28 protein-coding genes are annotated in these 26,128 nt (G+C 42.2%); 15 read left to right on the forward strand and 13 right to left on the reverse strand.

The window, feature by feature from the left end:
* Window positions 1-15: 15 nt before the first annotated feature.
* On the reverse strand, window positions 16-1,002 hold the full coding sequence (locus FOC72_RS04430) for an L-lactate dehydrogenase (protein ID WP_002895436.1): 987 nt from the start codon (window positions 1,000-1,002) through the stop codon (window positions 16-18).
* Between the two features lie 194 nt (window positions 1,003-1,196).
* Here FOC72_RS04430 and gyrA point away from each other — a divergent pair, with 194 nt between their 5' ends.
* The 3 genes from gyrA to radC all read left to right on the forward strand — a co-directional run bounded on the left by gyrA (window position 1,197) and on the right by radC (window position 5,258).
* Complete coding sequence (gene gyrA, locus FOC72_RS04435) at window positions 1,197-3,656, forward strand: DNA gyrase subunit A (RefSeq protein ID WP_032914161.1); 2,460 nt, start codon at window positions 1,197-1,199, stop codon at window positions 3,654-3,656.
* Between the two features lie 14 nt (window positions 3,657-3,670).
* On the forward strand, window positions 3,671-4,426 hold the full coding sequence (locus FOC72_RS04440; RefSeq protein WP_002895438.1) for a class A sortase: 756 nt from the start codon (window positions 3,671-3,673) through the stop codon (window positions 4,424-4,426).
* 148 nt (window positions 4,427-4,574) lie between these two features.
* Window positions 4,575-5,258 (forward strand): RadC family protein, encoded by a 684-nt coding sequence (gene radC / locus FOC72_RS04445; protein ID WP_002895439.1) that lies wholly within the window; start codon window positions 4,575-4,577, stop codon window positions 5,256-5,258.
* Between the two features lie 73 nt (window positions 5,259-5,331).
* Here radC and FOC72_RS04450 read toward each other — a convergent pair whose 3' ends face one another.
* From FOC72_RS04450 to FOC72_RS04480, 7 genes are all read right to left on the reverse strand, one after another.
* On the reverse strand, window positions 5,332-6,024 hold the full coding sequence (locus FOC72_RS04450) for a gamma-glutamyl-gamma-aminobutyrate hydrolase family protein (protein WP_002895440.1): 693 nt from the start codon (window positions 6,022-6,024) through the stop codon (window positions 5,332-5,334).
* A 24-nt stretch (window positions 6,025-6,048) separates the two neighbouring features.
* Window positions 6,049-6,696 carry a redox-sensing transcriptional repressor Rex gene (locus FOC72_RS04455; protein WP_002895441.1) on the reverse strand — a complete coding sequence of 216 codons (648 nt, stop codon included), beginning with the start codon at window positions 6,694-6,696 and terminating at the stop codon, window positions 6,049-6,051.
* 121 nt (window positions 6,697-6,817) lie between these two features.
* On the reverse strand, window positions 6,818-7,039 hold the full coding sequence (locus FOC72_RS04460) for a DUF4649 family protein (RefSeq protein ID WP_002895443.1): 222 nt from the start codon (window positions 7,037-7,039) through the stop codon (window positions 6,818-6,820).
* A gap of 116 nt (window positions 7,040-7,155) precedes the next feature.
* A complete protein-coding gene (locus FOC72_RS04465; RefSeq protein ID WP_002895445.1) occupies window positions 7,156-7,503 on the reverse strand; it encodes a DUF1831 domain-containing protein in 348 nt (115 codons plus the stop codon).
* 1 nt (window position 7,504) lies between these two features.
* Window positions 7,505-8,617: a cysteine desulfurase family protein gene (locus tag FOC72_RS04470; RefSeq protein WP_032914309.1), complete on the reverse strand. Its 1,113-nt coding sequence runs from the start codon at window positions 8,615-8,617 to the stop codon at window positions 7,505-7,507.
* Between the two features lie 10 nt (window positions 8,618-8,627).
* Window positions 8,628-9,584 (reverse strand): ribose-phosphate diphosphokinase, encoded by a 957-nt coding sequence (locus FOC72_RS04475; protein WP_002895448.1) that lies wholly within the window; start codon window positions 9,582-9,584, stop codon window positions 8,628-8,630.
* 135 nt (window positions 9,585-9,719) lie between these two features.
* Window positions 9,720-10,283, reverse strand: coding sequence for a CYTH domain-containing protein (locus FOC72_RS04480; RefSeq protein WP_032914310.1), 564 nt, complete (start codon window positions 10,281-10,283; stop codon window positions 9,720-9,722).
* A gap of 95 nt (window positions 10,284-10,378) precedes the next feature.
* On the opposite strand from FOC72_RS04480, the gene yjbM reads away from it, so the two are divergent.
* The 5 genes from yjbM (at window position 10,379) to mutY (ending at window position 14,963) form a co-directional block, all read left to right on the forward strand.
* Entirely contained in the window at window positions 10,379-11,050 is a 672-nt protein-coding gene (gene yjbM / locus FOC72_RS04485; protein ID WP_002895452.1) for a GTP diphosphokinase, read from the forward strand.
* A complete protein-coding gene (locus FOC72_RS04490; RefSeq protein WP_302479835.1) occupies window positions 11,034-11,852 on the forward strand; it encodes an NAD kinase in 819 nt (272 codons plus the stop codon). The genes yjbM and FOC72_RS04490 overlap by 17 nt, the downstream gene beginning before the upstream one ends.
* Window positions 11,849-12,736, forward strand: a complete 888-nt coding sequence (locus tag FOC72_RS04495; protein WP_002895454.1) for an RluA family pseudouridine synthase — start codon at window positions 11,849-11,851, stop codon at window positions 12,734-12,736. Before FOC72_RS04490 ends, FOC72_RS04495 begins: the two co-directional genes overlap by 4 nt.
* Window positions 12,737-12,759: 23 nt before the next feature.
* Window positions 12,760-13,737: a phosphate acetyltransferase gene (gene pta, locus FOC72_RS04500; RefSeq protein ID WP_002895455.1), complete on the forward strand. Its 978-nt coding sequence runs from the start codon at window positions 12,760-12,762 to the stop codon at window positions 13,735-13,737.
* 65 nt (window positions 13,738-13,802) lie between these two features.
* Window positions 13,803-14,963, forward strand: coding sequence for an A/G-specific adenine glycosylase (gene mutY / locus FOC72_RS04505; protein WP_002895456.1), 1,161 nt, complete (start codon window positions 13,803-13,805; stop codon window positions 14,961-14,963).
* Between the two features lie 46 nt (window positions 14,964-15,009).
* Here mutY and FOC72_RS04510 read toward each other — a convergent pair whose 3' ends face one another.
* The 5 genes from FOC72_RS04510 to FOC72_RS04530 form a co-directional block, all read right to left on the reverse strand.
* Window positions 15,010-15,357 (reverse strand): DUF6568 family protein, encoded by a 348-nt coding sequence (locus FOC72_RS04510; RefSeq protein WP_002895457.1) that lies wholly within the window; start codon window positions 15,355-15,357, stop codon window positions 15,010-15,012.
* A 124-nt stretch (window positions 15,358-15,481) separates the two neighbouring features.
* Complete coding sequence (locus FOC72_RS04515; protein WP_002895458.1) at window positions 15,482-17,200, reverse strand: phospho-sugar mutase; 1,719 nt, start codon at window positions 17,198-17,200, stop codon at window positions 15,482-15,484.
* Between the two features lie 238 nt (window positions 17,201-17,438).
* A complete protein-coding gene (locus tag FOC72_RS04520; protein ID WP_002895459.1) occupies window positions 17,439-18,002 on the reverse strand; it encodes an ECF transporter S component in 564 nt (187 codons plus the stop codon).
* A complete protein-coding gene (gene coaC / locus FOC72_RS04525; protein WP_002895461.1) occupies window positions 17,986-18,537 on the reverse strand; it encodes a phosphopantothenoylcysteine decarboxylase in 552 nt (183 codons plus the stop codon). Before coaC ends, FOC72_RS04520 begins: the two co-directional genes overlap by 17 nt.
* 11 nt (window positions 18,538-18,548) lie before the next feature.
* Complete coding sequence (locus tag FOC72_RS04530) at window positions 18,549-19,232, reverse strand: phosphopantothenate--cysteine ligase (RefSeq protein WP_002895463.1); 684 nt, start codon at window positions 19,230-19,232, stop codon at window positions 18,549-18,551.
* Between the two features lie 213 nt (window positions 19,233-19,445).
* Here FOC72_RS04530 and FOC72_RS04535 point away from each other — a divergent pair, with 213 nt between their 5' ends.
* The 7 genes from FOC72_RS04535 to FOC72_RS04565 all read left to right on the forward strand — a co-directional run bounded on the left by FOC72_RS04535 (window position 19,446) and on the right by FOC72_RS04565 (window position 26,099).
* The gene (locus FOC72_RS04535; protein WP_002895464.1) at window positions 19,446-21,116 is read left to right on the forward strand and encodes a formate--tetrahydrofolate ligase; all 1,671 of its coding nucleotides are present in this window, start codon (window positions 19,446-19,448) and stop codon (window positions 21,114-21,116) included.
* Window positions 21,117-21,192: 76 nt separating this feature from the next.
* Window positions 21,193-21,726, forward strand: a complete 534-nt coding sequence (locus FOC72_RS04540) for a GNAT family N-acetyltransferase (RefSeq protein ID WP_238525725.1) — start codon at window positions 21,193-21,195, stop codon at window positions 21,724-21,726.
* Window positions 21,723-22,334: a DUF5052 family protein gene (locus tag FOC72_RS04545; protein ID WP_002895467.1), complete on the forward strand. Its 612-nt coding sequence runs from the start codon at window positions 21,723-21,725 to the stop codon at window positions 22,332-22,334. The genes FOC72_RS04540 and FOC72_RS04545 overlap by 4 nt, the downstream gene beginning before the upstream one ends.
* A gap of 3 nt (window positions 22,335-22,337) precedes the next feature.
* Window positions 22,338-22,991, forward strand: a complete 654-nt coding sequence (locus FOC72_RS04550) for a DNA alkylation repair protein (protein WP_002895468.1) — start codon at window positions 22,338-22,340, stop codon at window positions 22,989-22,991.
* A gap of 353 nt (window positions 22,992-23,344) precedes the next feature.
* Window positions 23,345-24,421: an aspartate-semialdehyde dehydrogenase gene (locus FOC72_RS04555; protein WP_002895469.1), complete on the forward strand. Its 1,077-nt coding sequence runs from the start codon at window positions 23,345-23,347 to the stop codon at window positions 24,419-24,421.
* 82 nt (window positions 24,422-24,503) lie between these two features.
* The gene (gene dapA, locus FOC72_RS04560) at window positions 24,504-25,439 is read left to right on the forward strand and encodes a 4-hydroxy-tetrahydrodipicolinate synthase (protein ID WP_002895470.1); all 936 of its coding nucleotides are present in this window, start codon (window positions 24,504-24,506) and stop codon (window positions 25,437-25,439) included.
* A 60-nt stretch (window positions 25,440-25,499) separates the two neighbouring features.
* Window positions 25,500-26,099: a hypothetical protein gene (locus FOC72_RS04565; protein WP_002895471.1), complete on the forward strand. Its 600-nt coding sequence runs from the start codon at window positions 25,500-25,502 to the stop codon at window positions 26,097-26,099.
* Window positions 26,100-26,128: the final 29 nt, after the last annotated feature.

Genomic DNA, 26,128 nt, shown 5'->3' on the forward strand with positions numbered 1-26,128 from the left:
GATGTTTTTTTATAATTAGTTTTTAGATGCTTCTTGGAATTCAGGATTCTTCCATGCTTCATCAATAATTGCTTGCAATTCTTTAGCAGAAGCTTGCATTTTTTGTGTTTCAGCATCGTTCAGTGGGATGTTTACTGGGCGTACAATACCGTGTGCACCAACGATAGCTGGTTGACCAATGAAGACATTTTCAACACCGTATTGTCCTTCTTGGAAGACTGATAGTGGCAATACAGCATTTTCATCGTCAAGGATAGCTTTTGTGATACGAGCCAAAGCAACCGCGATTCCGTAGTAAGTTGCTCCTTTTTTGTTGATGATTGAGTATGCTGCGTCACGGACGGAGATGAAAAGATCAACCAAGTCTTGTTCGTTCAAGTCACGGTTAGCTTGCAACCACTGCTCCAATTTTACACCTGCAACGTTAGCATGTGACCAAACGGCAAACTCAGAGTCACCATGCTCACCCATGATGTAGGCATGGACAGAACGAGCATCGATGCCAATCTTTTCAGCAAGAGCTTGGCGGAAGCGAGCTGAGTCAAGTGAAGTACCTGAACCAATAACGCGCTCTTTAGGGAAACCAGAGAATTTCCATGTAGAGTATGTCAAAACGTCAACTGGGTTAGCAGCAACAAGGAAGATACCGTTGAAGCCTGATTCAACAACTTGAGTAACGATAGATTTGTTGATAGCCAAGTTTTTGCCAACAAGGTCAAGACGAGTTTCACCTGGTTTTTGAGGTGCACCTGCAGTGATAACAACGAGGTCAGCATCCGCACAGTCTGCATAAGTAGCTGCATAGATTTTTTTAGGTGAAGTGAAGGCAAGGGCGTGGCTAAGGTCTTCAGCATCACCGACAGCCTTTTCAAATAATTGAGGGATTTCAATGATACCAAGTTCTTGAGCAATACCTTGGTTTACAAGAGCAAATGCGTAAGATGAACCTACAGCACCGTCACCGACAAGGATGACTTTTTTATGTTGTTTAGTAGCAGTCATTTCTAAACATCTCCTTATTTTTTTAGGGAATATTTCCCGTACACATTCATTCTACCACTTTTGCGATATTTTGTCACGGTCAACTTGTGTATCTAGCGATGTAAACGTTTTTACAAACGGTTCAAAATACTGAAAAATTAAAGAAAATGTGGTATAATAAAGGGTAGTTTAATATGAAAGAAAGGCATTTTTTAATGCAAGACAGAAACTTAGTAAATGTTAATCTGACTAGTGAAATGAAGACTAGTTTCATCGATTACGCGATGAGCGTTATCGTGGCTCGGGCACTTCCAGATGTTCGTGATGGACTAAAGCCAGTTCACCGTCGGATTCTCTATGGTATGAATGAGCTGGGCGTGACGCCTGAAAAGCCTCACAAGAAATCAGCTCGTATTACTGGGGATGTCATGGGTAAGTATCACCCGCACGGAGACTCCTCTATTTATGAAGCGATGGTACGGATGGCTCAATGGTGGAGCTATCGCTATATGCTTGTAGATGGCCATGGAAACTTCGGTTCTATGGACGGAGACGGGGCTGCTGCTCAGCGTTATACAGAAGCACGAATGAGCAAGATTGCTCTGGAGATGCTTCGTGATATTAATAAAAACACTGTTGATTATATTGACAACTATGATGCCAGCGAGAGAGAGCCTGTAGTTCTTCCTGCTCGCTTCCCTAACTTGCTTGTAAACGGTGCGACAGGGATTGCAGTTGGGATGGCGACCAATATCCCACCGCATAATCTTGGTGAGTCTATTGATGCGGTTAAGCTTGTCATGGATAATCCAGAGGCAACAACTCGCGATATCATGGAAGTCCTGCCTGGACCAGATTTTCCGACAGGAGCACTGGTTATGGGCAAGTCCGGTATTCACCGGGCTTATGAAACAGGGAAGGGTTCGATTGTCCTTCGTTCTCGCACTGAAATCGAAGAGATGAAAAATGGTCGTGAGCGAATTATCGTAACCGAGTTTCCATACATGGTTAATAAGACCAAGGTCCATGAGCACATCGTTCGTCTGGTGCAGGAAAAACGAATTGATGGTATCACAGCTGTTCGTGATGAGTCCAACCGTGAAGGAGTTCGTTTTGTCATCGAGGTTCGTCGAGATGCCTCTGCACATGTCATTCTAAATAATCTTTTCAAGCTGACTCAGATGCAGACCAATTTCAGCTTCAATATGCTGGCTATTCAAAATGGTGTGCCAAAGATTCTATCTCTACGTGAGATTTTGTTGGCCTACATTGAGCACCAAAAAGAAGTAGTGACTCGACGGACGGCTTTCGATAAAGAAAAGGCGGAAGCTCGAGCGCACATCTTAGCTGGTTTGCTGATTGCGTTGGATCACATTGATGAAGTGATTCGCATTATCCGTAATAGCGAGACGGACGCAGAAGCCCAGGCTGAATTGATGGCTAAGTTTGAACTGTCTGAGCGCCAGAGTCAGGCTATCCTTGATATGCGTCTTCGTCGTCTGACTGGTTTGGAACGTGATAAGATTCAGTCAGAGTATGACGAGCTGATTGCCTTGATTGCAGACTTGGCTGATATTTTGGCTAAGCCAGAGCGCGTTATCGCTATTATCAAGGAAGAGTTAGACGAGGTCAAACGTAAATTTGCGGATGATCGCCGAACTGAGCTGATGGTGGGAGAAGTTCTTTCTCTTGAAGATGAAGATTTGATTGAGGAAGCGGATGTTTTGATTACCCTGTCTAATAAAGGTTATATCAAACGTCTGAATCAGGCTGAATTCACTGCTCAGAAACGTGGTGGTCGAGGTGTTCAAGGAACTGGTGTCAAAGATGATGACTTCGTCAAAGAGCTGGTTTCAACGAGTACCCACGATAGGCTGCTCTTCTTTACTAACAAGGGCCGAGTCTATCGTCTCAAAGGATATGAAATCCCTGAGTACGGCCGGACAGCCAAGGGCTTGCCAGTGGTCAATCTCTTGAAACTGGATGAAGGTGAGACTATTCAGACTATTATTAATGTCCAGCAAGACCGAAGTGATGATTCCTATCTCTTCTTTACTACCCGTCATGGGGTGGTCAAACGGACCAGTGTAACAGAATTTGCTAATATTCGTCAGAATGGTCTCAAAGCTTTGAATTTGAAGGATGAAGACGAGTTAATCAATGTCTTTCTGACGGACGGTACTGCAGACGTTATCATTGGTACGAAGTTTGGTTATTCTGTCCGCTTTAATGAGACAGCTGTCCGGAGCATGAGCCGTATAGCGACTGGTGTTCGCGGAGTCAATCTTCGAGAGGGGGACCAGGTCGTTGGAGCTGGTGTGATTGCTGAGGGAGACGAAGTGCTTGTCATCACCGAGAAAGGCTATGGTAAGCGAACTCTTGCTAGTGAGTATCCAACCAAGGGCCGTGGTGGTAAAGGGATTAAAACAGCCAATATCACTGATAAGAATGGACCTCTTGCCGGTCTGATGACAGTAACTGGCGAGGAAGATTTGATGATTATCACTAATACTGGTGTCATCATTCGGACAAGTGTGGCGAATATTTCTCAGACTGGCCGCTCAACCATGGGAGTTAAGGTCATGCGTCTGGACCAAAATGCACAGATTGTCACCTTTACAAGCGTCGAAGCAAACGATAAAGAAGATGTAGCAGAGGAAGAAAACGAATCGTAAAAGAGGACCTCTATATGGTACAAGGAAAAAGAAGTCGAAAAAGAAAACAAAAAAGCAAAAGAAATATTTTTATCAATATTGTTGCGTCATTATTAATTATTGTGGCTCTGGGTTTAATCTTTAATGCGCAAATCCGAAACATGATTATGGTTTGGCATACCAACCAATATCAGGTCAGCAAGGTTTCCAAAGACTCTATTAGTAAAAATAAAAACGCTGAGACTAGTTTTGATTTTAATAAGGTAGAGTCGCTTTCTACAGAAGCAGTTATCAATGCTCAGTGGAAAGCGCAGCAACTGCCTGTTATCGGAGGCATCTCTATTCCAGAAGTATCCATGAATTTGCCAATCTTCAAAGGACTGGATAATGCTGGATTGTATTATGGTGCTGGTACGATGAAAGAGACCCAGCAGATGGGGCAGGGGAATTATGCCTTGGCTAGCCACCATGTCTTTGGCATCACAGGGGCTAGTAATATGCTCTTTTCCCCACTGGATCGTGCTAAGGCTGGTATGAAAATCTATATCACCGATAAAGAGCAAGTCTATACTTATGTAATCACCAGTGTTGAAACGGTAACTCCAGATCGAACGGATCTGATTGAGGATACAGAAGGTGTTACAGAGATTACTTTAGTTACTTGTGAGGATGCTGCGGCAACCAACCGGACTATTGTCAAGGGAACATTAGAAGGTTCTGTCGAGTATGATAAGGCTCCTAAGGAAGTTCTTGAATCTTTCAGTAAGTCTTATAACCAAATGCAGATTTAAAGGCGAAAAACATTTCACTCCAAAGGTTAGGAAGAACTCTACTTTTGGAGTGTTTTTTTATCTAAAATTTGTTCTGGACGAAAGATTTTTTGTATCTACTCTTGCTGATTTTTACTCTTTTTCCGAATTATAAGGTAAGGAGGTTTCTATGTATAGCATTTCATTTCAAGATGATATTAGCATGATGCCACGGGAGCGTTTGATGAGAGAAGGGGCTGAAAAACTCAGCAACCAGGAGCTTTTATCAATCTTTCTCAGAACAGGCAACAAAAAAGAAACTGTTTTTCAAGTTTCTCAAAGAATTTTATCATCGCTTTCCAGTTTGAACGATCTTAAGTATTTAACTTTGCAGGAATTGCAGACTATTTCTGGAATCGGTCCGATTAAGGCTGTGGAGCTGCAGGCCATTATCGAATTGGGGCGTCGGATTAACCGAGCAGAGGTTCTGCAGAAAGAACAGATTATGGGCAGTCAAAAATTAGCCCAGAAGATGCAGCAGGAATTGGGAGATATGAGGCAGGAGTGCTTGGTTGCTATTTATCTTAATAGTCAAAATCAAATTCTGCACCAGCAGACTATTTTCATGGGGACGGTAAGCAGAAGCATTGCTGAGCCAAGAGAGATTCTCCACTACGCTCTCAAACATTTGGCGACATCTATCATACTGGTACACAATCATCCATCAGGATCAGTCGTTCCCAGCAGAAACGACGATGAGGTGACCCAGCATATGAAAGAAGCATGTGAGATGATGGGTTTAGTTCTTTTGGATCATTTGATTGTGTCCAAATGCAACTACTATAGCTACCGAGAGGAGACAGATATGATATAATATAATTCGATTTACTTGAGTATAAAAAACTTCTATTCGAGTAGAACAGAAGTTTATCTAGGAATAGAAGCTTTTAAAGAATATTGACAACATAATCAAACAGAGCTAAGTCTCCTTCTCTGGAGCCAAACAAGAACTCTGGATGCCATTGGACGCCAAGGAAAGGACTACCATCAGTAGAAGTGATGGCTTCAATAATCTTATCGCGAGGATCATAGGCGATGACTTCTAGGCCAGTAGCCAAATCCTTGATACTCTGATGGTGGAAGGAGTTGATTTCGGATGCTGGTCCATAGATTTCGTGCAGAATAGAACCATTCTTGGTCACCATGCTTTGGGTTGTGTACTCAGCAGAGCTATCTTGCCAATGATCTTCAATATCTTGATGAAGCGTACCGCCTAAAGCGACATTATAAAGTTGGGTTCCGCGGCAGACAGTGAAGATTGGTTTATTTTGGCGGCGAGCTTCCTTGATTAAAGCTAACTCAAAAATGTCTCGCTTGAGTAAATAATCATCGCTGTCAATGGTTTTCTCTTCACCATAGAATTGAGGGCATACATTTTGACCTCCTGTGATGATTAATTTATCGACAATGGAAACATACTGTTTAGCCATTTCTTCATCACCGATTGGCAAAATCATTGGAATTCCGCCAACTTCTTTGACACCCTCAACGAATCCTGTCGCTGTATAGCTTATATGGATGAAGTGATCGTCTGGGATTTCTCTTTCATTTCCGGTTATTCCAATAATAGGTTTACTCATAGAGTGTTTAATACCTCTTTCAAATTAATAATCATTTTTTCTCATGAAGTAGAGCAAAGTCTGCAGTTCGCTAGTCAGGTCAACATACTGGACGACCACATCCTTAGGCAGGGATAGGTTTACAGGTGAGAAACAGAGAATGCCCTTGACACCAGCCTGAACTAAGATAGATGCGACTTCTTGAGCTTTTACGCTAGGTACAGTTAGGATGGCGGTTTGCACATTTCCTGACTGTATTTTTTCTTTGATTTGGGAAATTCCATAGATAGGAATTCCATCGCTGGTTGTGCTGCCAACTTCTGGATGGTCATCTATGTCAAAAGCCATTACAACCTTCATTTTATTGCGCTCATGAAAACGATAGTGCAGCAGAGCACGTCCCATATTACCAACGCCAACAATCATGACATTGGTAATAGCATTGTCGTTCAAGAGGTCAGCAAAAAAGTTCATCAATTTCTTGACATCGTAACCAAATCCTCTGCGGCCAAGTTCACCGAAATAAGAAAAATCTCGTCTGACAGTAGCAGAGTCAATACCAATGGCTTCTGCAATTTGCTTGGAGTTTGCTTTTTCGATCTTCTCAGCATTAAAACGTTTAAAAATACGATAGTAGAGCGATAGCCTTTTAGCAGTTGCTCGAGGAATTGTAGTATTTTTTTCAGTTTTCACAAAATCACAACCTTTCTAATTCTATTTTATAGGAAGTTTGTGAAAAAATCAACTAATTAAGGATGTTTAATGCACTAAAAAAGAAAATCAGGAATTGCTGGGAATAATAGTGTTTAAAAGCTTAGTCCTGGTAGGGACTAAGGTCTAACTGGTACATCTGGCGGTACAAGTCCCCAATTAGCCCTGCAAAAGGCAGCTGGTGTCCATTATAAGTGATGGAAAGTACTTTGAGCGAGTCAGGAACTGTGACACAGCCAGAGAAGGCGAGAAGAAATTCGTCGAAGTCTTCATAGGTAAGTGTTCGTTTCACCTTATATGAGTCCAAATAGGTCAGTTCAACCATTGTTAATCCTTTCTTTGGGTTCGGTTAGTCTTTTCTTCAAGTGTTCTAAGTAGAAGTCAAGCTCGTTTAAATTTTGAAGATTCAAAACCAAAAAAGCAAAATTGCGAGAATCTTGCTTATTGTGGTGTCTTTTCAAAAATATTTCTTTCAACCAAGCTATCCATCAAGAAATAAAATTCTTGCTGGATAATGTGATGGTCTTCTGATTTGAAAATATTGACCAAGCGCAGGCCTGATTTGTCAGTGATGTTGATTTTGAAACCATTCAACTCTTTATTGACGATGATTTTCAGCAGAAAACCATTTCCGCTGTTGGGAACAGATTCCAGCAGACGTGAGAGTTCATAGTTGCCAACCTTGCTTTCAGCGAATGTATTGTCGCGCAAGGTAAATTTCTTGACATTTGGATGAAGTGAATAGGTATATTCACAGTTTGCTAAGCTAACAGATGTTTGAAAGGCCATCTTATCCTCCTAAAAATTCTTTTAATTTCTTTGTAAATGATTGAATCTCTTGCAGAGTCGTTTGGTCCGAAGTGCTGATCCGAATGGACTCATACAAGCGGTTGGAATCCTTGCCATACATAGCCTGCAAGACATGACTGGGTTGTATAGCTCCGGCTGTACAGGCTGAGCCTGTTGAAATGGAAAAGCCATTTAAATCCATTTGAAGCAGAAGTAGGTCATTCTTTTGATTGGGAAATCCCAAATTGATGACATATGGCAAGCTTGGCTGACTTTCATTTAAGTAATGTTTAATGTCCGATAAGTCAGCAAGTAAGCTGTCTTTTAAGTCTTGCGCATGCGCTAGATTTTCCTCAAGATGTTCCGTGCTATCTGACAGAGCCGCCGCCATACCTGTGATAGAGATTAGATTTTCAGTTCCGGCCCGGTGTTTTTCTTCCTGGTCGCCACCGTGCATGAAATTGTCAAAATCCATCTTCTTGGCATAAAGGAAGCCAACGCCTTTGGGACCATGAAACTTATGCGCTGAAGCAGAGAGAAAGTCAATCCTTAGCTCGTCAGGGTAGATGGGAAGTTTACCAATTGCTTGGACAGCATCAACGTGAAAAGCAGCAGGATGTTCTTGTAGTAATTCACCAATTTCCTTAATGGGGAGCATGGCACCCGTCTCGTTATTAACTGCCATGACGGACACAAGAATAGTGTCAGGTCTAAGAGCCTTCTTAATATCCTCCGCTCGAATCTGACCATCTACCGGCTGAACAAAAGTAGCTTCGAAGCCGAATTTATCTACTAGGTATTCCACCACTTCTAAGACAGCATGGTGTTCAATAGCAGTGGTGACAATATGCTTTCCTCGGTTTTGGTGACGAAGGGCATAGCCTTTGATAGCAGTATTGTTGCTTTCAGTGCCACCTGAAGTAAAAAGAATCTTATTGCTTTGAGTATGCAGAGCTTGAGCAATATCCTCACGCGCCTGTCTGAGGAGTTTACTAGCTTCTCGGCCATGGCTATGCGTACTGGAAGGATTTCCAAAGACAGTCATATTCTTGGTCATTGCTTGGATTGCAGCGGGCGACAAAGCAGTTGTAGCGGCATTATCTAAATAAATCACTCTGGTTACCTTATTTCTTTTGATAGGCAAAGAGTGGGCTGACTGGTTTTCTCTCTTGAATGCGGACAATGGCATCACCAATCAGTTCACTAGCTGTAATGTAGTGGAGATTCTTAGGTGTTTTTTCTTTGGTATCAACAGAGTCTGTCACAAGTATTTCCCTGATAGGAGAATCATCCAGCAATTCCGCAGCTTTATCTGCAAAGAGTCCATGACTGGATACGGCATAAATTTCGACTGCGCCTTCGCGGCTGACAATTTTAGACGCTTCAGAGAAAGTCCGACCGGTATTTAAAATATCGTCGATTAGAATAGCTTTCTTACCTTCGACATCTCCGATGATATATCCTTCGGAGCGACCTGCCTCATCTTCGCCATAATCAATAATCGCAATCGGGGAATCCAAATACTCAGCAAGATTGCGGGCGCGTTTGACGCCAGAGTTTTTAGGGCTGACGACAACGACATCATCGCCAGTAAGGCCCATGTTGCAGTAGTGTTTGGCAAAGAGTGGGATAGTGAAGAGGTTATCTACTGGGATATCAAAGAATCCTTGGACCTGCACGGCATGAAGATCCAGAGAAATCACGCGATCCACTCCAGCACCGACAAGCATATTGGCAACCAGTTTAGCTGTGATTGGCTCGCGAGGAGCAGCAGTCCGATCCTGACGGGCATATCCAAAATAAGGCATCACAACATTAATCGTATTGGCACTGGCACGCTTGCAGGCATCCACCATAATCAAGAGCTCCATCAAGTGATTATTGACAGGGAAGCTAGTGGACTGAATGATGTAAATATCATAGCCGCGGACACTTTCTTCGATGTTAATCTGAATCTCGCCGTCCGAGAATTGGCGGGAGGAAAGTTTTCCCAAAGGAACCCCAGCAGCTTCAGCGATTTTTTCAGCTATGGAATGATTGGAGTTGAGGGAAAAAAGCTTCATATTTTTTTTATCTGACATGAGTTGGACCGTCCTCTTTTTGTCTCATTTCTATATCTAATGCTCCATGAAATTTATTTTTCAATAGGCTTTAGATTGCTACCTTTTATTTTACCAAAAAAATTGGATTATTTCAGCTATTTTGTGGTTGTTGGTTTACAAGTTTTCAGAAAATCTTGCTATCTTGCTCTTGCCAGGTTTATAGTCGATGTTATGTAGTTTTAGGAAGTTGAGGAAATTTTCTTTTCCTTTTTCGAAATCTTCAACTTCGACTTCGAGTTCGAAGTCAGTTTTGCCCAAGTAGTGACTCTCATCCAGAGCAAGGAGGCCAATTTCGTCTTCTTTTTCATAGCGGATAGTCTCTAGAGAGCCTAGAATCTTCAAGTCTTGGATGGGAATTTCTTTCTGAAGCAGCGTTTCTAAAATCTCTCCCGTAGGAAATTCATTGTTCTGCAAAATATTTTCAGTTTCTTCTGGTGTCAAGTTCTGATTGAGTTCCAAGGCTCCGACTTCTTGAGGAATCTTGAGCGTCAGCTCTGCTTCGCGATGGTTAAAAGTCCGTACTCGAAAAGCCATGTGAGCGTGTCGGATACTCTGCTGATCTGAATCGATGTAGTGGTTGGTTTGGCTAATAGGGGAAATATCAGCAAATAACTGAAGCAGACGGTCGTGCTTTTCTTTGGTCAGCATGGTTTTGAATTCAATTTCTAAGTGATTCATTTTCATATCCTTTTCTTTTTTTTGAAAGCGATTTATGTTATAATAACAGTTGTGTTTATTTTATACAAAAAATAATGATATGACAAGGTAAGTGTATGACAATAGAATGGGAAGAGTTTTTAGACCCCTATATTCAAGCGGTTGGAGAGCTGAAAATTAAGTTGCGTGGAGTGCGAAAGCAATACCGCAAGCAGCAACGTCATTCTCCGATTGAGTTTGTGACCGGACGTGTCAAGCCTATTGAGAGCATTAAAGAAAAGATGATTTTGCGAGGCATTCGCGAGGAGAATATTGAGCAAGAGATGCAGGATATCGCTGGCTTACGGGTCATGGTCCAGTTCGTCGATGATGTGGATGAAGTTTTAGAAGTCTTACGAAATCGGACTGATATGCGCATTGTGCAGGAGCGGGATTATATAAAAAACAAAAAAGCCAGTGGCTATCGGAGCTACCATGTGATTATAGAGTATCCAGTTGATACGATTAATGGTCATAGGCTTATTCTGGCTGAGATTCAGATTCGCACCCTTTCGATGAATTTTTGGGCTACGATTGAGCATTCTTTGAATTACAAGTATAAAGGAGAATTTCCCGAGGAGATCAAGTGTCGCTTGGAAACGACAGCTAATCTTGCCTATCAGCTGGATGAGGAGATGGGAGAAATCCGTGATGCTATCCAGGAGGCGCAGGCTCTCTTTGATCCTCTTCACCGCAAGTTAAATGACGGTGTGGGAAATAGTGATGATACAGATGAAGAATACAGATAAAAAAATAGCGATTATCCGCAATCGGAAAAGACAGAGTGAACAAGTCTATCAGGATTTGAAGCAGAAGCTTAAACAGAACGGCTTTATTTTAACTCCTAAGAATCCCGACATCGTGATTTCGGTGGGTGGTGACGGCATGTTGCTGTCGGCTTTTCATATGTATGAAGAACAGCTGGATCGGGTCCGCTTTGTCGGTGTGCATACAGGGCATCTCGGCTTTTATACAGACTACCGTGATTTTGAACTAGATAAGCTGGTAGAAAATCTCAAATTAGATACTGGTGCTCAGGTTTCTTATCCAATTTTAAATGTAAAAATCACTTTTGAAAATGGTGATACACGCACTATTCGTGCTTTGAACGAAGCAACAATCAAGCGTTCGGATCGGACTATGGTAGCTGATGTCATTATCAATCGGGTTCATTTCGAGCGTTTCCGAGGAGATGGGATTTCCGTCTCTACTCCGACGGGCAGTACTGCCTATAACAAATCTCTAGGTGGAGCGGTATTGCATCCGACAATCGAAGCCTTGCAGGTGACAGAAATTGCCAGTCTCAACAATCGGGTTTATCGGACATTGGGTTCGTCTGTCATTGTTCCCAAAAAGGATAAGATTGAGCTGGTGCCGACCCGCAGCGACTATCACACTATTGCGGTTGATAATCAGACTTTCTCTTTCAAAAACATTGTCCGCATTGAGTATCAGATTGACAATCACAAGATACATTTTGTGGCTTCGCCAAGCCATACCAGCTTTTGGAATCGTGTTAGAGACTCCTTTATTGGGGAGTGCCGGGAATGAGGTTTGAGTTTATTGCTGATGAGCATGTCAAGGTAAAGACCTTTTTAAAACGGCACGAAATTTCCAAAGGCCTCTTGGCAAAGATAAAATTTTCCGGCGGAAACATTCTTGTCAACCATCAGCCTCAGAACGCTATTTATCTCTTGGATATTGGCGATAAAGTGACGATTGACATTCCTTCTGAAAAAGGATTTGAGAGTCTGAAAGCTGTTGATAAGGACTTGTCTGTCGTCTACGAGGATGAGCATTTCTTGGTTTTGGATAAACCGGCAGGGGTGGCCAGTATTCCCAGTGTTAATCATTCCAATACTATGGCAAACTTTGTTAAGGCTTACTATATTCGTCATGCCTATGAAAACCAGCAGGTGCATATCGTGACGCGTCTGGATAAGGATACAAGTGGGCTCATGCTCTTTGCCAAGCATGGCTATGCTCATGCCAGATTGGATAAACAGTTGCAGAAGAAGCTGATAGAAAAGCGCTATTACGCTCTAGTTCGGGGGACTGGTGACTTAGAAGAGCAAGGTGAGATTATTGCTCCGATTGGGCGCAACCCTGAGAGTATCATTACAAGGCGTGTGACAAAGGATGGCAAGTGCGCCCATACCAGTTACAAGATTATAGAGCAGTTCGGAGATGTCTATCTGGTGGATATCCATCTTCATACCGGGCGGACTCATCAAATCCGCGTTCACTTTTCACATATTGGCTTTCCGCTTTTGGGTGACGACCTTTATGGAGGGAGTTTGGAGTGCGGAATAGAGCGTCAGGCTTTACATTGTCATTCTTTGAAATTTTATAATCCTTTTAGTGGTCAGGAAGTTGAGCGTGCCAGTCCTTTGCCAGAAGATTTTAAACAAGTTATTGAGAAATTAAAAGAATAAGAGATAAAGGAGTTTTAAGAAACATGAAAATTTTTGATTCAATTCGTGAAGCCTTGAAAGATAAGGAAGTAAAAATTGTCTTGCCAGAGGGTGAGGAGCCACGGATTTTGCAAGCAACTAAACGCTTGGTGAAAGAAACCGATATTACACCAGTTCTTTTGGGGAATCCTGATAAAATCCGTATTTATCTGGAAATTGAGGGAGTAAAAGAAGGATATCAGGTTATTGATCCTTCAAACTGTTCCTGCTTTGAGGAATTGGTAGAAGCATTCGTTGAGCGTCGTAAAGGAAAAATCACTGCAGATGAAGCACGTCAGTTGCTCAATGAAGATGTCAACTACTTTGGTGTTATGTTGGTTTATCTTGGCAAGGTTCAAGGGATGGTTTCAGGAGCAATCCACTCTACAGCAGCGACTGTTCGGCCAGCTCTTCAAATCATCAAGACCCTGCCTTGGGTGTCTCGTACTTCAGGAGCCTTCCTCATGGTGCGTGATGACGAACGCTACATTTTCAGTGACTGTGCCATTAATATCGATCCAGATGCCAATATCTTGGCAGAGATTGCTGTTAACTCAGCCCTAACAGCACAGATTTTCGGTATCGATCCAAAAGTTGCTATGCTCAGCTATTCGACCAAGGGCTCTGGTTTCGGAGAGAAGGTTGATAAGGTCGTAGAGGCAACTAAGCTAGCTCGGGAAATGCGTCCAGACTTGGTTATCGATGGTGAATTGCAGTTTGATGCAGCTTTCGTTCCTGCAACAGCAGAGCTGAAAGCACCTGGCAGCCCGGTGGCTGGTCAAGCGACTGTCTTTGTCTTTCCAAGTATCGAAGCTGGAAATATCAGCTACAAAATGGCAGAGCGTTTGGGTGGCTTTTCAGCAGTAGGTCCTATCTTGCAGGGTCTTAACCATCCAGTTAATGACCTTTCTCGAGGATGTAATGCGGATGACGTATACAAGCTGACTTTGATTACAGCCAGTCAGGCTGTTGGTCATTATTAAACGATAAGAAACAATTGGAGGACATAAGCTCTTCAATTTTTCTTGCCTTATGCTATACTAGATTTATGTTAGATTTGAAAGAATACGGAATTGAGATGTGGGGGGCAGATAAAATCGCCTCTTTTCGAGAGAAATTATTAACTTGGTATGATGAAAACAAACGTGATCTGCCTTGGCGCAGAACAAATAATCCTTATCATATCTGGGTTTCTGAGATTATGCTGCAGCAGACTAGAGTTGATACGGTGATTCCTTACTATGAGCGTTTTCTTGACTGGTTTCCGACAGTAGCTGATTTAGCTCAGGCTCCAGAGGATAGACTGCTCAAGGCTTGGGAAGGGTTAGGCTATTATTCGCGGGTGCGAAATATGCAAAAAGCAGCCCAGCAGATAATGACGGATTTCGCTGGAAAATTTCCTGATAGCTATGAAGGAATTGCTAGTCTTAAAGGGATTGGACCTTATACAGCTGGTGCCATTGCTAGTATTGCCTTTGGCCTAGCTGAGCCTGCGGTAGATGGCAATGTCATGCGGGTGCTGAGTCGATTATTTGAAGTTGATTTAGATATTGGCCAACCTAGCAATCGGAAGGTCTTTCAGGATATGATGGAGATTCTGATTGATCCAGGCAGACCCGGAGATTTCAATCAAGCACTGATGGATCTGGGGTCAGATATCGAAGCTCCTGTTAATCCTCATCCAGAAGACAGTCCTGTAAAAGAGTTCAGCGCAGCTTATTTGCACGGAACTATGGATAAATATCCAATCAAAGCACCTAAAAAGAAGCCAGTTCCGGTTTATCTGCAAGGCTTGATTATCGAAAACGAACAGGGACAATTCTTACTTGAAAAGAATGAGGCTGCTGGCTTGTTATCAGGTTTTTGGCATTTTCCCTTGATTGAAATCGAGGAATTTCAAACTGAAAATCAGATGTCCCTCTTTGAGGTGGCTGAAAATCAGTCAAGTCTGGACTTGTCTCCTCAAGAAAGCTTTGAGCAGGATTATGATTTGATTGTTGATTGGCAGCAGCAGTTCTTTTCAAAAGTGCAACATGTTTTCAGCCATCGCAAGTGGCATATCCAGCTCGCTTATGGCCGAGTTAAAGATAGCCAGCACGCAGCTGATGGAGAGGTCTTGTGGCTTCATCCAGATGACTTTGGAAACTACCCCTTCGCCAAGCCCCAGCAGAAGATGTGGGAGTCCTTTCAGGAAGCTAGAAATAAGTAAAAAAATCTGAGACTCGCGAGTCTCAGATTTTTGAGTTGAATCAATTTTACAAGTTTGCAAAAGCTTTAATCTCATCTGCAGTCATAGAAGAATCACAACGAACAGATACTTGGCCGTCTTGAACATGAACAAAACCAGGAACTGTCGGAATGCTGTATTCAGAGCGGAAGGCTTGCAGTTTCTCTAATTCGCTAGCTTCTTCGCTATTGATAAAGAAAATATACGCCTTGGTATCAGCGACCACGCCAGCAAGAGTAGCAGCGAATTTACGACAGTAAGGGCAAGTTTTGCGACCGACGAAGAAAGTTGCTGTCTCTTTGTCAGCAATTGCTTGACGAGCGCGGTCAACAGTTGCGACTTCCAAGTCTTTAATATTTTGAGCAAATTGTTCCATAAATAATCCTCATTTCTTTTGATAAAACTAGTATGCCATAAAAAGCAGAAAAATGCTTGATTTGGAAACGAAAAACCAGAGAATGTGAAATTCATCCTCTGGTTGATTGGTTGATAGTGTTGTTTTACTTGATAAAGGCATTAATCTCTGCTTCAATAGCAGCAATTTTTGCTTGAGCATCTTCATTGCTGTCACCGACAACGGCAATGTAGAACTTGATTTTTGGTTCTGTTCCGGATGGCCGGACAGCAATCCATGAGCCATCAGCCAAGGTGTATTTGAGCACATCGCTTGGAGGAGTTGTCAGAGCTGTAACAGTACCGTCTGCAGCGGTAGAAGTCTGTGCCTTGAAGTCTTCAGTAACAGAAATAGCAGTAGCGTTGAATTCTTTCGGAGCATTGTCACGGAACTTAGCCATGATAGCCTTGATTTGCTCAGCTCCATCAACACCAGACAAGGTTACAGAGATAGTCTTTTCAGCAAAGTAACCATACTCTTTGTAGATTTCTTCGATACCGTCAGCCAGAGTCAAGCCACGTGAGCGGTAGTAGGCAGCAAGCTCAGCAACAACCAAAACAGCTTGGATAGCATCTTTATCACGTACAAATGGTTTAATCAAATAGCCGAAGCTTTCTTCAAATCCCATCATGTAGGTGTGGTTGTGCTTTTCTTCGAATTCTTGAATCTTTTCAGCGATAAATTTGAAACCAGTCAAGACATTGAACATGGTTGCGCCGTAGCTTTCAGCAATCTTAGTCACTAGGTCAGTAGAAACGATAGACTTGCAGAGAGCTGCGTTAGCTGGCAGAGTTCCAGCACTCTTATGAGCTTCCAAGATGTATTTAGCCATGATGGCTCCGATTTGGTTACCTGAAAGGTTGAGGTAGCTGCCGTCTTTTTGCAGAACTTCTACACCGACACGGTCAGCATCTGGGTCAGTTGCAACCAAGACATCTGCACCAACCTTGCGACCCAATTCCTCAGCCAAGGAAAAGGCTGCTTGGCTTTCAGGGTTTGGAGACTTAACAGTAGAGAAGTCAGGATCAGCTACAGCTTGAGCTTCAACAACTTCTACAGAATCAAATCCAGCTTGAGCCAAAGCGCGACGAGCCAGCATTTCACCAGTACCGTGCAGAGGAGTATAGACAATCTTCATGTCCTTACCGTATTCATTAATCAGTTTTTGGTTGATATTGACATCTTTAACTTCCTTGAGGTATTCAGCATCAATAGTATCGCCAATCACTTCAATCAAGCCAGAAGCTTTTTCAGCTTCAACATCAGCGACCTCAATAGCAAAAGGATTTTCAATAGCACGGATGTAGTCAGTCAATGCATCTGCATCATGCGGAGGCATTTGTCCGCCGTCTTCACCATATACCTTGTAGCCATTAAATGGAGCAGGGTTGTGGCTGGCTGTAATCATGATACCAGCGAAAGTTCCCAGATGGCGCACTGCGAATGAAAGCTCTGGAGTTGGGCGCAGACTTTCAAAAACATAGGACTTGATGCCGTGTTTTGCTAAAACAGCAGCAGATTCAAAAGCAAATTCTGGTGAGAAATGACGGGAGTCGTAAGCAATCGCAACACCGCGTTTTTTGAACTCATCACCTTTTTCTTCAATCAAACGAGCCAAACCTTCAGTTGCCTGACGGACAACATAAATATTAATACGGTTGGTACCAGCGCCAATTAAACCACGCATACCAGCGGTACCAAACTCAAGATTGGTGTAAAAAGCATCTTCCTTAGTTTTTTCGTCCATACTGTTCAAGTCTTGGCGAAGATAGTCAGGAAGTTCAGCATAATCAAGCCATTTTTTGAAGTTATCTTGATAAGTCATAGGTGGAGTCTCCTTTATTTTTGAAATGAAGAGTTGGAAATTTTAGTAAAAAATCCTGCTCTTAAATTTTCTTAATCGCTTACATTGTAGCATATTTTCATTAATTTTGAAAGAGGTTACCTAGAAAACGATGAAATACTTTTCAAGGCATTGTTTCAAGGATTTCAAGATGGTAAAGTTGAAATGCGGGATTAAAAAAAGACCAAAGCAAGGCTTGGTCTGGAAAGCTAATTTATCATCATTTTTTGGCTTTTTCAAGCGCAGGAATGATAGTTGCTGTCAAAATCGCAGAAATGATTAACTCGGCAATGGAATTTGCTGATAGAATCACAGCCAGAAGCGCTTTGATATCACCTTGGTATACATTTGCAAAGAGAAAGAAGATTCCGCCCAAGACAAAAATGGTATTGGTGGCAGAACCAACGGAACCAGCCACAAGCAAGCCGACCTTATTTTTCATTGCTTTATATACGAAATAAGGAGTGATACCAATGAGAATGCGAGGTATCATGGCAACAACAAGTGAAGAAAGGCTTCCATTTGGCACAAAAGGGCTAAAGAGATAGCTGGTTGGCAGCAGCACCAAGGTATTGGTAATAACGCTGATACATCCCATGAGGCCGCCTAGGACAGCCCCGACTTTAGGGCCATAGAGGATACTGGCGATAATCACTGGGATGTGAATAATTGTAGGCTTAATCGGTACTGGAAGCAGGTTAAAAATGACTGAACTGAGCAGGTGCAGTACCAACATGATGGCAAAGAAAATAGCAATTTGAGCAATTTTAGATTGTTTTTTCATAAATAAGTTCCTTTACTGTATCAATAATTGTATCAATTTCAGCTAGAGCACCTGTCCCCTGATCGCCACAGGCTAGAACAGCTTCGCGCGGCTGGATAATCTTCCATCCAAAACGCTGCAGACGCTCCAAATTGTGTTGGGTTAGTGGATTTTCAAACATCTTAGTGTTCATAGCTGGAGCCAAAACTTTCTTAGTATGAGTCGGCAGAGCCAGGGCAGTAGCTGTCACCATATTGTCAGCTAAGCCGTTGGCTAGTTTAGCGATGGTATTGGCTGTAGCGGGGGCCAGCAAAAAGAGGTCAGACTTTTTAGCGATATCAATATGATTGACCTTGCTAGAGTCAGGTTCTTGCATAATATCAATTGCAACTGGCTTTTGCGACAAGACTTGCAGGGTCAGCGGTGTGATAAATTCTGTCGCAGCATTGGTCATGAGGACAGCTACTTCAAAGTTCTCTTTCTTTAGACGGCTAGTGATGTCAGCAGCCTTATAGGCTGATATACTTCCGCTGACAGCTAAGGTAATCTGAGTCATCTTAATCCTCCTTATGTATTGTGTATATGCAGGCAGAGGAGCTGAGCGATTTCTTCTTTGGATTGAGCTTGAGTTACAGTATCTTTTCCGACGAGATAGGCTCTGTGCCCATGGTTAGAAATCTCTGTCAAATCATTGGCGACGATAATTTCTGCTTGATTTTTTATGAGACTGTCTCGTGCGGTCTTGAGTAACTCTTCCTTAGTAACATTGACCAAGAGTTTGAATCCAATCAAGCGAATGGCTGGATTCCATTTTTTTATCAGGCTGATGACTTTTGGAGTCTTTTTGAGAAAAAGGACTTGAACATCATCCTGAGAAGAAATTTTGCTTTCTGAGTTAGTCTTATTCAAAAATTCAGTCATGTCAGGGCTAGCCGCTACAGCTTCCAAACCAGTCATGTAGACGGGAGTATAGTCAGAAACAGCCATTGCATGAATCAGTACATCATGTGTGTGAACGAGCGGCTTCAAGCTTTCAAGCAGTTCTGCAACGTTTTCAATCTGAACAATGGTGAGATTGGGATGGGTTGCAGGGCGGACAGCCTTGGGAGTCGTCACCAGAGTCACCTGATCGCCCTTGTCTAGGAAAGTTTCGGCTATGATTTTCCCAAGCCGGCCTGTCGAATGATTGGTAATAGAGCGGACACGGTCGATTTTCTCGCTGGTCCCGCCAGAAGTAATCAATATGTTCATAGCACTATTTTACAATAAAAAAGAAATTTAGTAAAATAATTCTAATTGCAGAGTGTCACAGCGGAGAAGTGACTCTAAAATCTTATAGTTTAGAGAACAAAAATTTCCAAGTTTTTTGTTTTTCCCGAACATTAAAATCTATTTAGAGCTTAATCATGTAGATTTTGCTCTTTTTTGTTATAATCTTTATATTAATTGATAGAGGAGTTCTTGATGAAAACAGATATTGAAATTGCTCAAAGTGTTGAATTGCAGCCTATTGTTGATGTGGTGAAAAAAGTCGGCATCGACTATGATGACTTAGAACTATATGGTAAGTATAAGGCCAAGCTCAGCTTTGATAAGATTCGTGAGGTTGAAAAAAATCCTGTTGGCAAACTGATTTTGGTAACGGCAATCAATCCGACACCAGCTGGAGAAGGTAAGTCTACCATTACCATTGGACTAGCTGATGCACTCAATAAAATTGGCAAGAAAACTATGATTGCTATCCGGGAACCGTCTCTGGGGCCAGTTATGGGCATCAAAGGGGGAGCAGCTGGCGGCGGTTACGCGCAGGTTCTACCGATGGAAGATATCAACTTGCATTTTACTGGTGATATGCACGCCATTACGACTGCTAATAATGCCCTGTCAGCTCTTATTGATAATCATTTACATCAAGGAAATGCCCTGGGAATCGATCAGCGCCGCATTATCTGGAAACGTGTGGTGGACTTGAATGATCGGGCTCTTCGCCATGTGACTGTTGGCTTAGGAAGTCCAGTTAACGGTATTCCACGCGAAGATGGCTTTGATATCACGGTCGCTTCTGAAATTATGGCGATTCTTTGCCTGGCTACGGATATTGAAGATTTGAAAAAGCGCTTGGCTAACATTGTTATTGGTTATCGCTATGACCGTACACCAGTCTATGTTCGTAACCTTGAGGTAGAAGGAGCCTTGGCATTAGTCTTGAAAGATGCGATTAAGCCAAATCTAGTTCAGACTATTTACGGGACACCAGCCTTTGTTCATGGCGGGCCTTTTGCCAATATCGCCCACGGATGTAATTCTGTTTTGGCGACTAGCACAGCGCTGCGTTTGGCTGATTATACAGTTACTGAAGCAGGGTTTGGTGCGGACCTTGGAGCGGAAAAATTCTTGAATATTAAAACTCCGAACTTACCAACTTCACCAGATGCAATAGTGATTGTCGCAACCCTTCGTGCTCTTAAGATGAATGGCGGCGTTGAGAAAGATACTCTGACAGAAGAAAATGTAGAAGCAGTTCGTGCAGGTTTTGCTAACCTTAAACGCCATGTTGAAAATATCCGTAAGTTCGGTATTCCAGTGGTAGTAGCCATCAATGAATTTGTATCTGACACGGAAGCTGAAGTTGCTACGCTTAAAGAGCTTTGTGCAGAAATTAAGGTGCCCGTTGAGCTAGCTAGCGTCTGGGCTGATGGCGCCGAAGGTGGTGTAGCTTTGGCTGAAACTGTAGTTAAAACCATTGATGAAGAGCCTGCTCATTACACTCGCCTCTATGACAATGACCTCTCTATTGAAGAAAAAATTGAGAAAATTGTCACAGAAATCTATCGAGGTTCAAAGGTGAACTTTGAGAAAAAAGCGCAGACTCAGATTCGAGAAATTGTCAAAAATGGCTGGGACAAGCTGCCAATCTGCATGGCCAAAACACAGTATAGCTTCTCTGACAATCCTGCAGCTCTTGGTGCACCAGAAAACTTTGAAATTACCATTCGTGAACTGGTACCAAAACTTGGGGCAGGCTTTATTGTGGCTTTGACAGGAGATGTCATGACCATGCCAGGATTGCCAAAACGACCTGCGGCACTTAATATGAATGTGGCGACAGACGGCACAGCGATTGGTCTATTTTGATCTTGGTCTAAAAGGCTCTTTACGAGTCTTTTTTGGTATAATAGTGAAAATAATGAGAATAGAATATGGAGACAACATGAACATTAGATTTGCAAGACCATCAGACGCTGCGACCTTGCTTGCTATTTATGCGCCTTATGTAGAAAATACAGCCATCACTTTTGAATATGAAGTACCAACCATTGAGGATTTTGCAACTAGGATTGAAAAAACGTTGGAAAAATATCCTTATCTGGTAGCGGAAGAAGACGGTTTAATTTTAGGTTATGCCTATGCTTCGACCTATTATGCGCGTGCCGCCTATGATTGGGCGGTGGAATTGTCCGTCTATGTCAGTCAAGATGCTAGAGGAAAAGGAGTCGGCAGTAAACTTTATGATAAGCTCGAAGACCTATTAGAACAGATGGGATATATGCATTTTCTAGCCTGTATTGCTCTGCCAAATGAAGCTAGCATGGCTTTGCATCGAAAAAGAGGATACCAACAAGTAGCGCATTTCCCTAAAATCGGCTATAAATTCGAGTGTTGGCATGACATTGTTTGGCTGCAAAAGTCCTTAGACAAGCAGGCTGGACCCATCAAACTTTTAAAAGAAATGGAGTGGAAATGATGAAAAAGAAACATTTATTAATAACTCTTCTAAGTATTGCCCTTTTGACTTTGAGCGGCTGTCAGGCAGTTGAAAATTGGTTCAAAAATGCCAAAGAGGAATGGTTGGGGTTGGAGATGACGGTTCGCACCTATGATGAGAATTCTCAGCTCATTGACCAAATGTCGGGCAAGTCACTATCCATCTCACGTAATGAGGAATTCGACTCAGTTGATGAGGAAGGAAATTCTAAAGAAGATTCTTCTGTGCTCAAAATCACCTTGGGTAAGTATGAGATTGACCATGTGGGCTCTTCCTTGATTGCAGAAGAAAAAGGCTTGAAAGATGTGTTTACCCAGTATCAAAAGACTGCAGATGTTGAGGAGAACAGCCATTCTGTTCCTGTTTTAAATCGCATGATTTCAGCCTTTAAAAACGACTTTACCGGAAAGAAAAAGGTCATTTTGATTCGCTCTCAAAACGGCACTCCGTTGGCTGCCTATGCTGGAGACCGTGTTTCTCTAGATAAATCCGATGCTCCTAAAACCTCTGAGTTGCTGATTGACGGCAAGCGCCTCGTGATTTACCGCTGCGACTACACTATTTATGACCGTGAATTGCTGGAGTAAGCTATGAATGTAGAAGAATTGGCAAAAGAGTTAAAAGCTATAGCTAACCCTAACGATGCGGCGGCTATGAAAGCCTATATGAAAAATAAATTTGAGTTTCTAGGAGTCAAGACTCCGGCCAGGCGGAAACTCACAAAGGCTTTTTTCAAACAGCAGACTGACTCTGTTATTGATTGGGATTTTATAAATGAAGCTTGGAATAATCCCTATCTAGAACTGCAGTACACTGCGCTAGATTATCTGGAGATTCGCAAGAAACTATTGACACCATCTGACTTGCCACGTTTGAAAAAGCTGGCCCAAACAAAATCTTGGTGGGATACCATAGACTTTTTGGACCGCTTGGTTGGATCAATCATTGCTCGATTTCCGGAAACCAAAGAGATTATTGTAGCTTGGAGTTGTGATGAGGATATTTGGTTACGGCGCTTGGCCATCGATTATCAGCTGCTACGAAAAGAGAAAACAGACACAGAGCTCTTGGAGAAGATTTTAGTGAATAATCTAGGCCGAACAGAATTCTTTATTAACAAGGCCATCGGCTGGGCGCTGAGAGATTATTCCAAAACCAATCCAGACTGGGTCAGAGCTTTTATCGAACGGCATCAGACAGAAATGGCTGCACTTAGTATTCGAGAGGGAAGTAAGTATTTATGAAAATTCTAATAATCTGTCTGTCTTGACATTTTTTATGTGATAGCTTATGATAGATAAGTGCGATGAGTCGATATGCAGATTTTCTGCAAATTGAAGCATGGGAGGTCATAACGCAGGAGCGGATCTTGATCAGTTGTGTGAACCTGCTGATCACACGAAAGTGCCCTTATCCCCAGTCTTCGGATTGGGGATTTTTCTATTGCTCTTGATGAAATGAGTCCGCAGGAGGAAGTTGAGTTGGTGTGTTTTATCAAAATATCGCACTTATATTCTTCAGAAATATTTGCATTTTTCCCTAAAAATAGTATAATACTAACAATAAAAATTTTTTGAAAATTCAGAGAGGTTATCGCATGGGATATACAGTTGCTGTAGTAGGTGCCACTGGCGCCGTTGGATCTCAAATGATTAAAATGCTGGAAGAATCTAGCCTTCCAATTGATAAAATACGCTATCTGGCGTCTGCTCGTTCAGCTGGAAAAGTTCTCCAGTTCAAAGGACAAGATATTACTATCGAAGAGACGACCGAGACTGCTTTTGAAGGTGTAGATATTGCTCTCTTCTCAGCTGGAGGTTCTACCTCAGCAAAATTCGCTCCTTACGCAGTCAAAGCTGGAGCAGTAGTGGTTGATAACACCTCTTATTTCCGTCAAAATCCTGATGTTCCTCTGGTTGTTCCAGAAGTCAATGCCCATGCCTTAGATCAGCACAAGGGAATTATCGCTTGCCCTAACTGCTCGACAATTCAGATGATGGTGGCTTTAGAGCCTGTTCGTCAGCAATGGGGTCTGGAGCGTATCATCGTGTCTACCTATCAAGCAGTTTCTGGTGCAGGTATGGGAGCCATTCTTGAAACCCAAGCTCAATTACGCTCTGTTCTCAATGATGGTGTAAATCCTAAGGATGCGGAAGCCAATATCCTGCCATGTGGCGGCGATAAAAAGCATTATCCTATTGCCTTTAATGCCTTACCTCAGATTGATGTCTTTACAGATAACGACTACACTTATGAAGAGATGAAGATGACTAAGGAAACTAAGAAAATCATGGAAGATGATTCTATTGCTGTTTCTGCGACTTGTGTTCGTCTTCCAATTTTGTCTGCTCACTCGGAGTCTGTTTACATCGAGACTAAGGAAGTGGCACCTATTGAACAGGTAAAAGCAGCAATCGCAGCTTTCCCAGGAGCTGTTTTAGAAGATGATGTAGCTCATCAGGTTTATCCGCAAGCAATCAATGCTGTTGGTAAGAAAGAAACCTTTGTTGGCCGAATTCGTAAGGATCTTGATGCGGAAAAAGGAATCCACATGTGGGTTGTTTCAGACAATCTTCTTAAGGGGGCGGCTTGGAATTCTGTTCAAATCGCAGAGACACTGCATGAGCGTGGTTTAGTTCGTCCAACAGCAGAAGTTGTTTTTGAATTAAAATAAAGTGACCAAGGAAACTTGACAGTACAGGGTTGAATAATCGTTCTTTCAACCCTCTTTTCGTATAATAAAGAGAGGTAAGTTTATGGCGTATGCGGATCTGAAAAACTGTAAAATAATCACAGCTTTTATTACTCCTTTTCATGAAGATGGCTCCATCAATTTTGATGCTATTCCAGACTTGATTGAGCACCTTTTGGCACATCATACGGATGGGATTTTGCTGGCTGGAACAACTGCAGAAAGTCCAACCCTGACTCACGATGAAGAGTTGGAGTTATTTGCGGCAGTTCAAAAGGTTGTCAAGGGGCGTGTTCCTTTGATAGCCGGCGTCGGTACCAACGAAACGCGCGATTCTATCGAATTCGTCAAAGAAGTAGATGAATTTGGTGGTTTTGCAGCTGGTTTGGCCATTGTTCCCTATTACAACAAACCTTCTCAAGAAGGCATGTATCAGCATTTTAAAGCCATTGCGGATGCTTCAAACTTGCCGATCATTATCTACAATATACCTGGACGGGTAGTAGTTGAGATGACACCTGAGACTATGCTGAGGTTGGCAGAACATCCAAATATTATCGGCGTTAAAGAATGTACCAGTCTGGCGAATATGGCCTATCTGATTGAGCATCGTCCAGAGGAGTTTCTGATTTATACTGGTGAGGATGGCGATGCTTTTCATGCTATGAATCTGGGGGCTGATGGAGTTATTTCTGTTGCTTCTCACACAAACGGTGATGAAATGTTTGAAATGCTAGACGCTATTGAACACAATGACATCAAAAAAGCTGCAGCTATCCAACGGAAATTCATTCCTAAAGTCAATGCCCTTTTCTCTTACCCAAGTCCAGCTCCAGTCAAGGCAGTCCTTAATTACTTAGGCTTTGCTGCTGGGCCAACTCGTTTACCGCTTGTTCCAGCGCCTGAGGAAGATGCCAAGCGCATTATTAAGGTTGTGGTTGATGGCGACTACCAAGCAACCAAAGAGACTGTTAAAGGTGTCCTGAGACCGGATTATTGATTGATAGCAGCAGTTTTAGGATTGACATAGATAAAAATAATAAAGAAAGAATTGAAAATTGTGACAGAAAAACATAGTGAACGAATTGAGGAGTATAAGGATAAGCATAGACTGGAAAAACTTGAGGGAAAAAAAGTTTATGATAAGCCAGTTATCCGAACTGGTGATAAGGCAGGTTGCTATGGTTCAGGATTGATTTTACTTGGATCTGTTTTAGGAATTATTTATTTACTTCTAATACTGATAACGGACTGGGATTTGAAACTTTTCTCTTTCATCTGGGAAACACTTGCTGCGTTAGGGATAGTTTTCAGTCTCTTTGGAGCTTTTAAAATCGGTCAGTTGGAGCTGCACAGTTTGTCAATGGTGGCTGATAAAGAGAAAAATTTTGAAATTGATAAAGCTTTCAATCTTTATAACATCATTCACAAACCAACAAAGAAAATTCTACTTCAATATGATAGTGAGGATGATAGTTTAATTTCTCTGAATGCTGGGGGAGAGTTATTGGTTGAGCTCTTAAAGAGAGTTGAAGAAGAAAAATTGTCCTTTAAGGCTATTAACAAAACATTGAGTTTAGAAGAAGTGTCTGAAAATCACTGGAAAATACACTATCGTTATAAAAGACAGGACATAACATTAGAGAAATCCGATACATAGTGTTTGGCTTGTTATTTTAGTTGTATTGA

This window comes from Streptococcus sanguinis (genome assembly GCF_013343115.1).
In the GTDB taxonomy this organism is placed as follows: Bacteria; Bacillota; Bacilli; order Lactobacillales; family Streptococcaceae; genus Streptococcus; species Streptococcus sanguinis_H.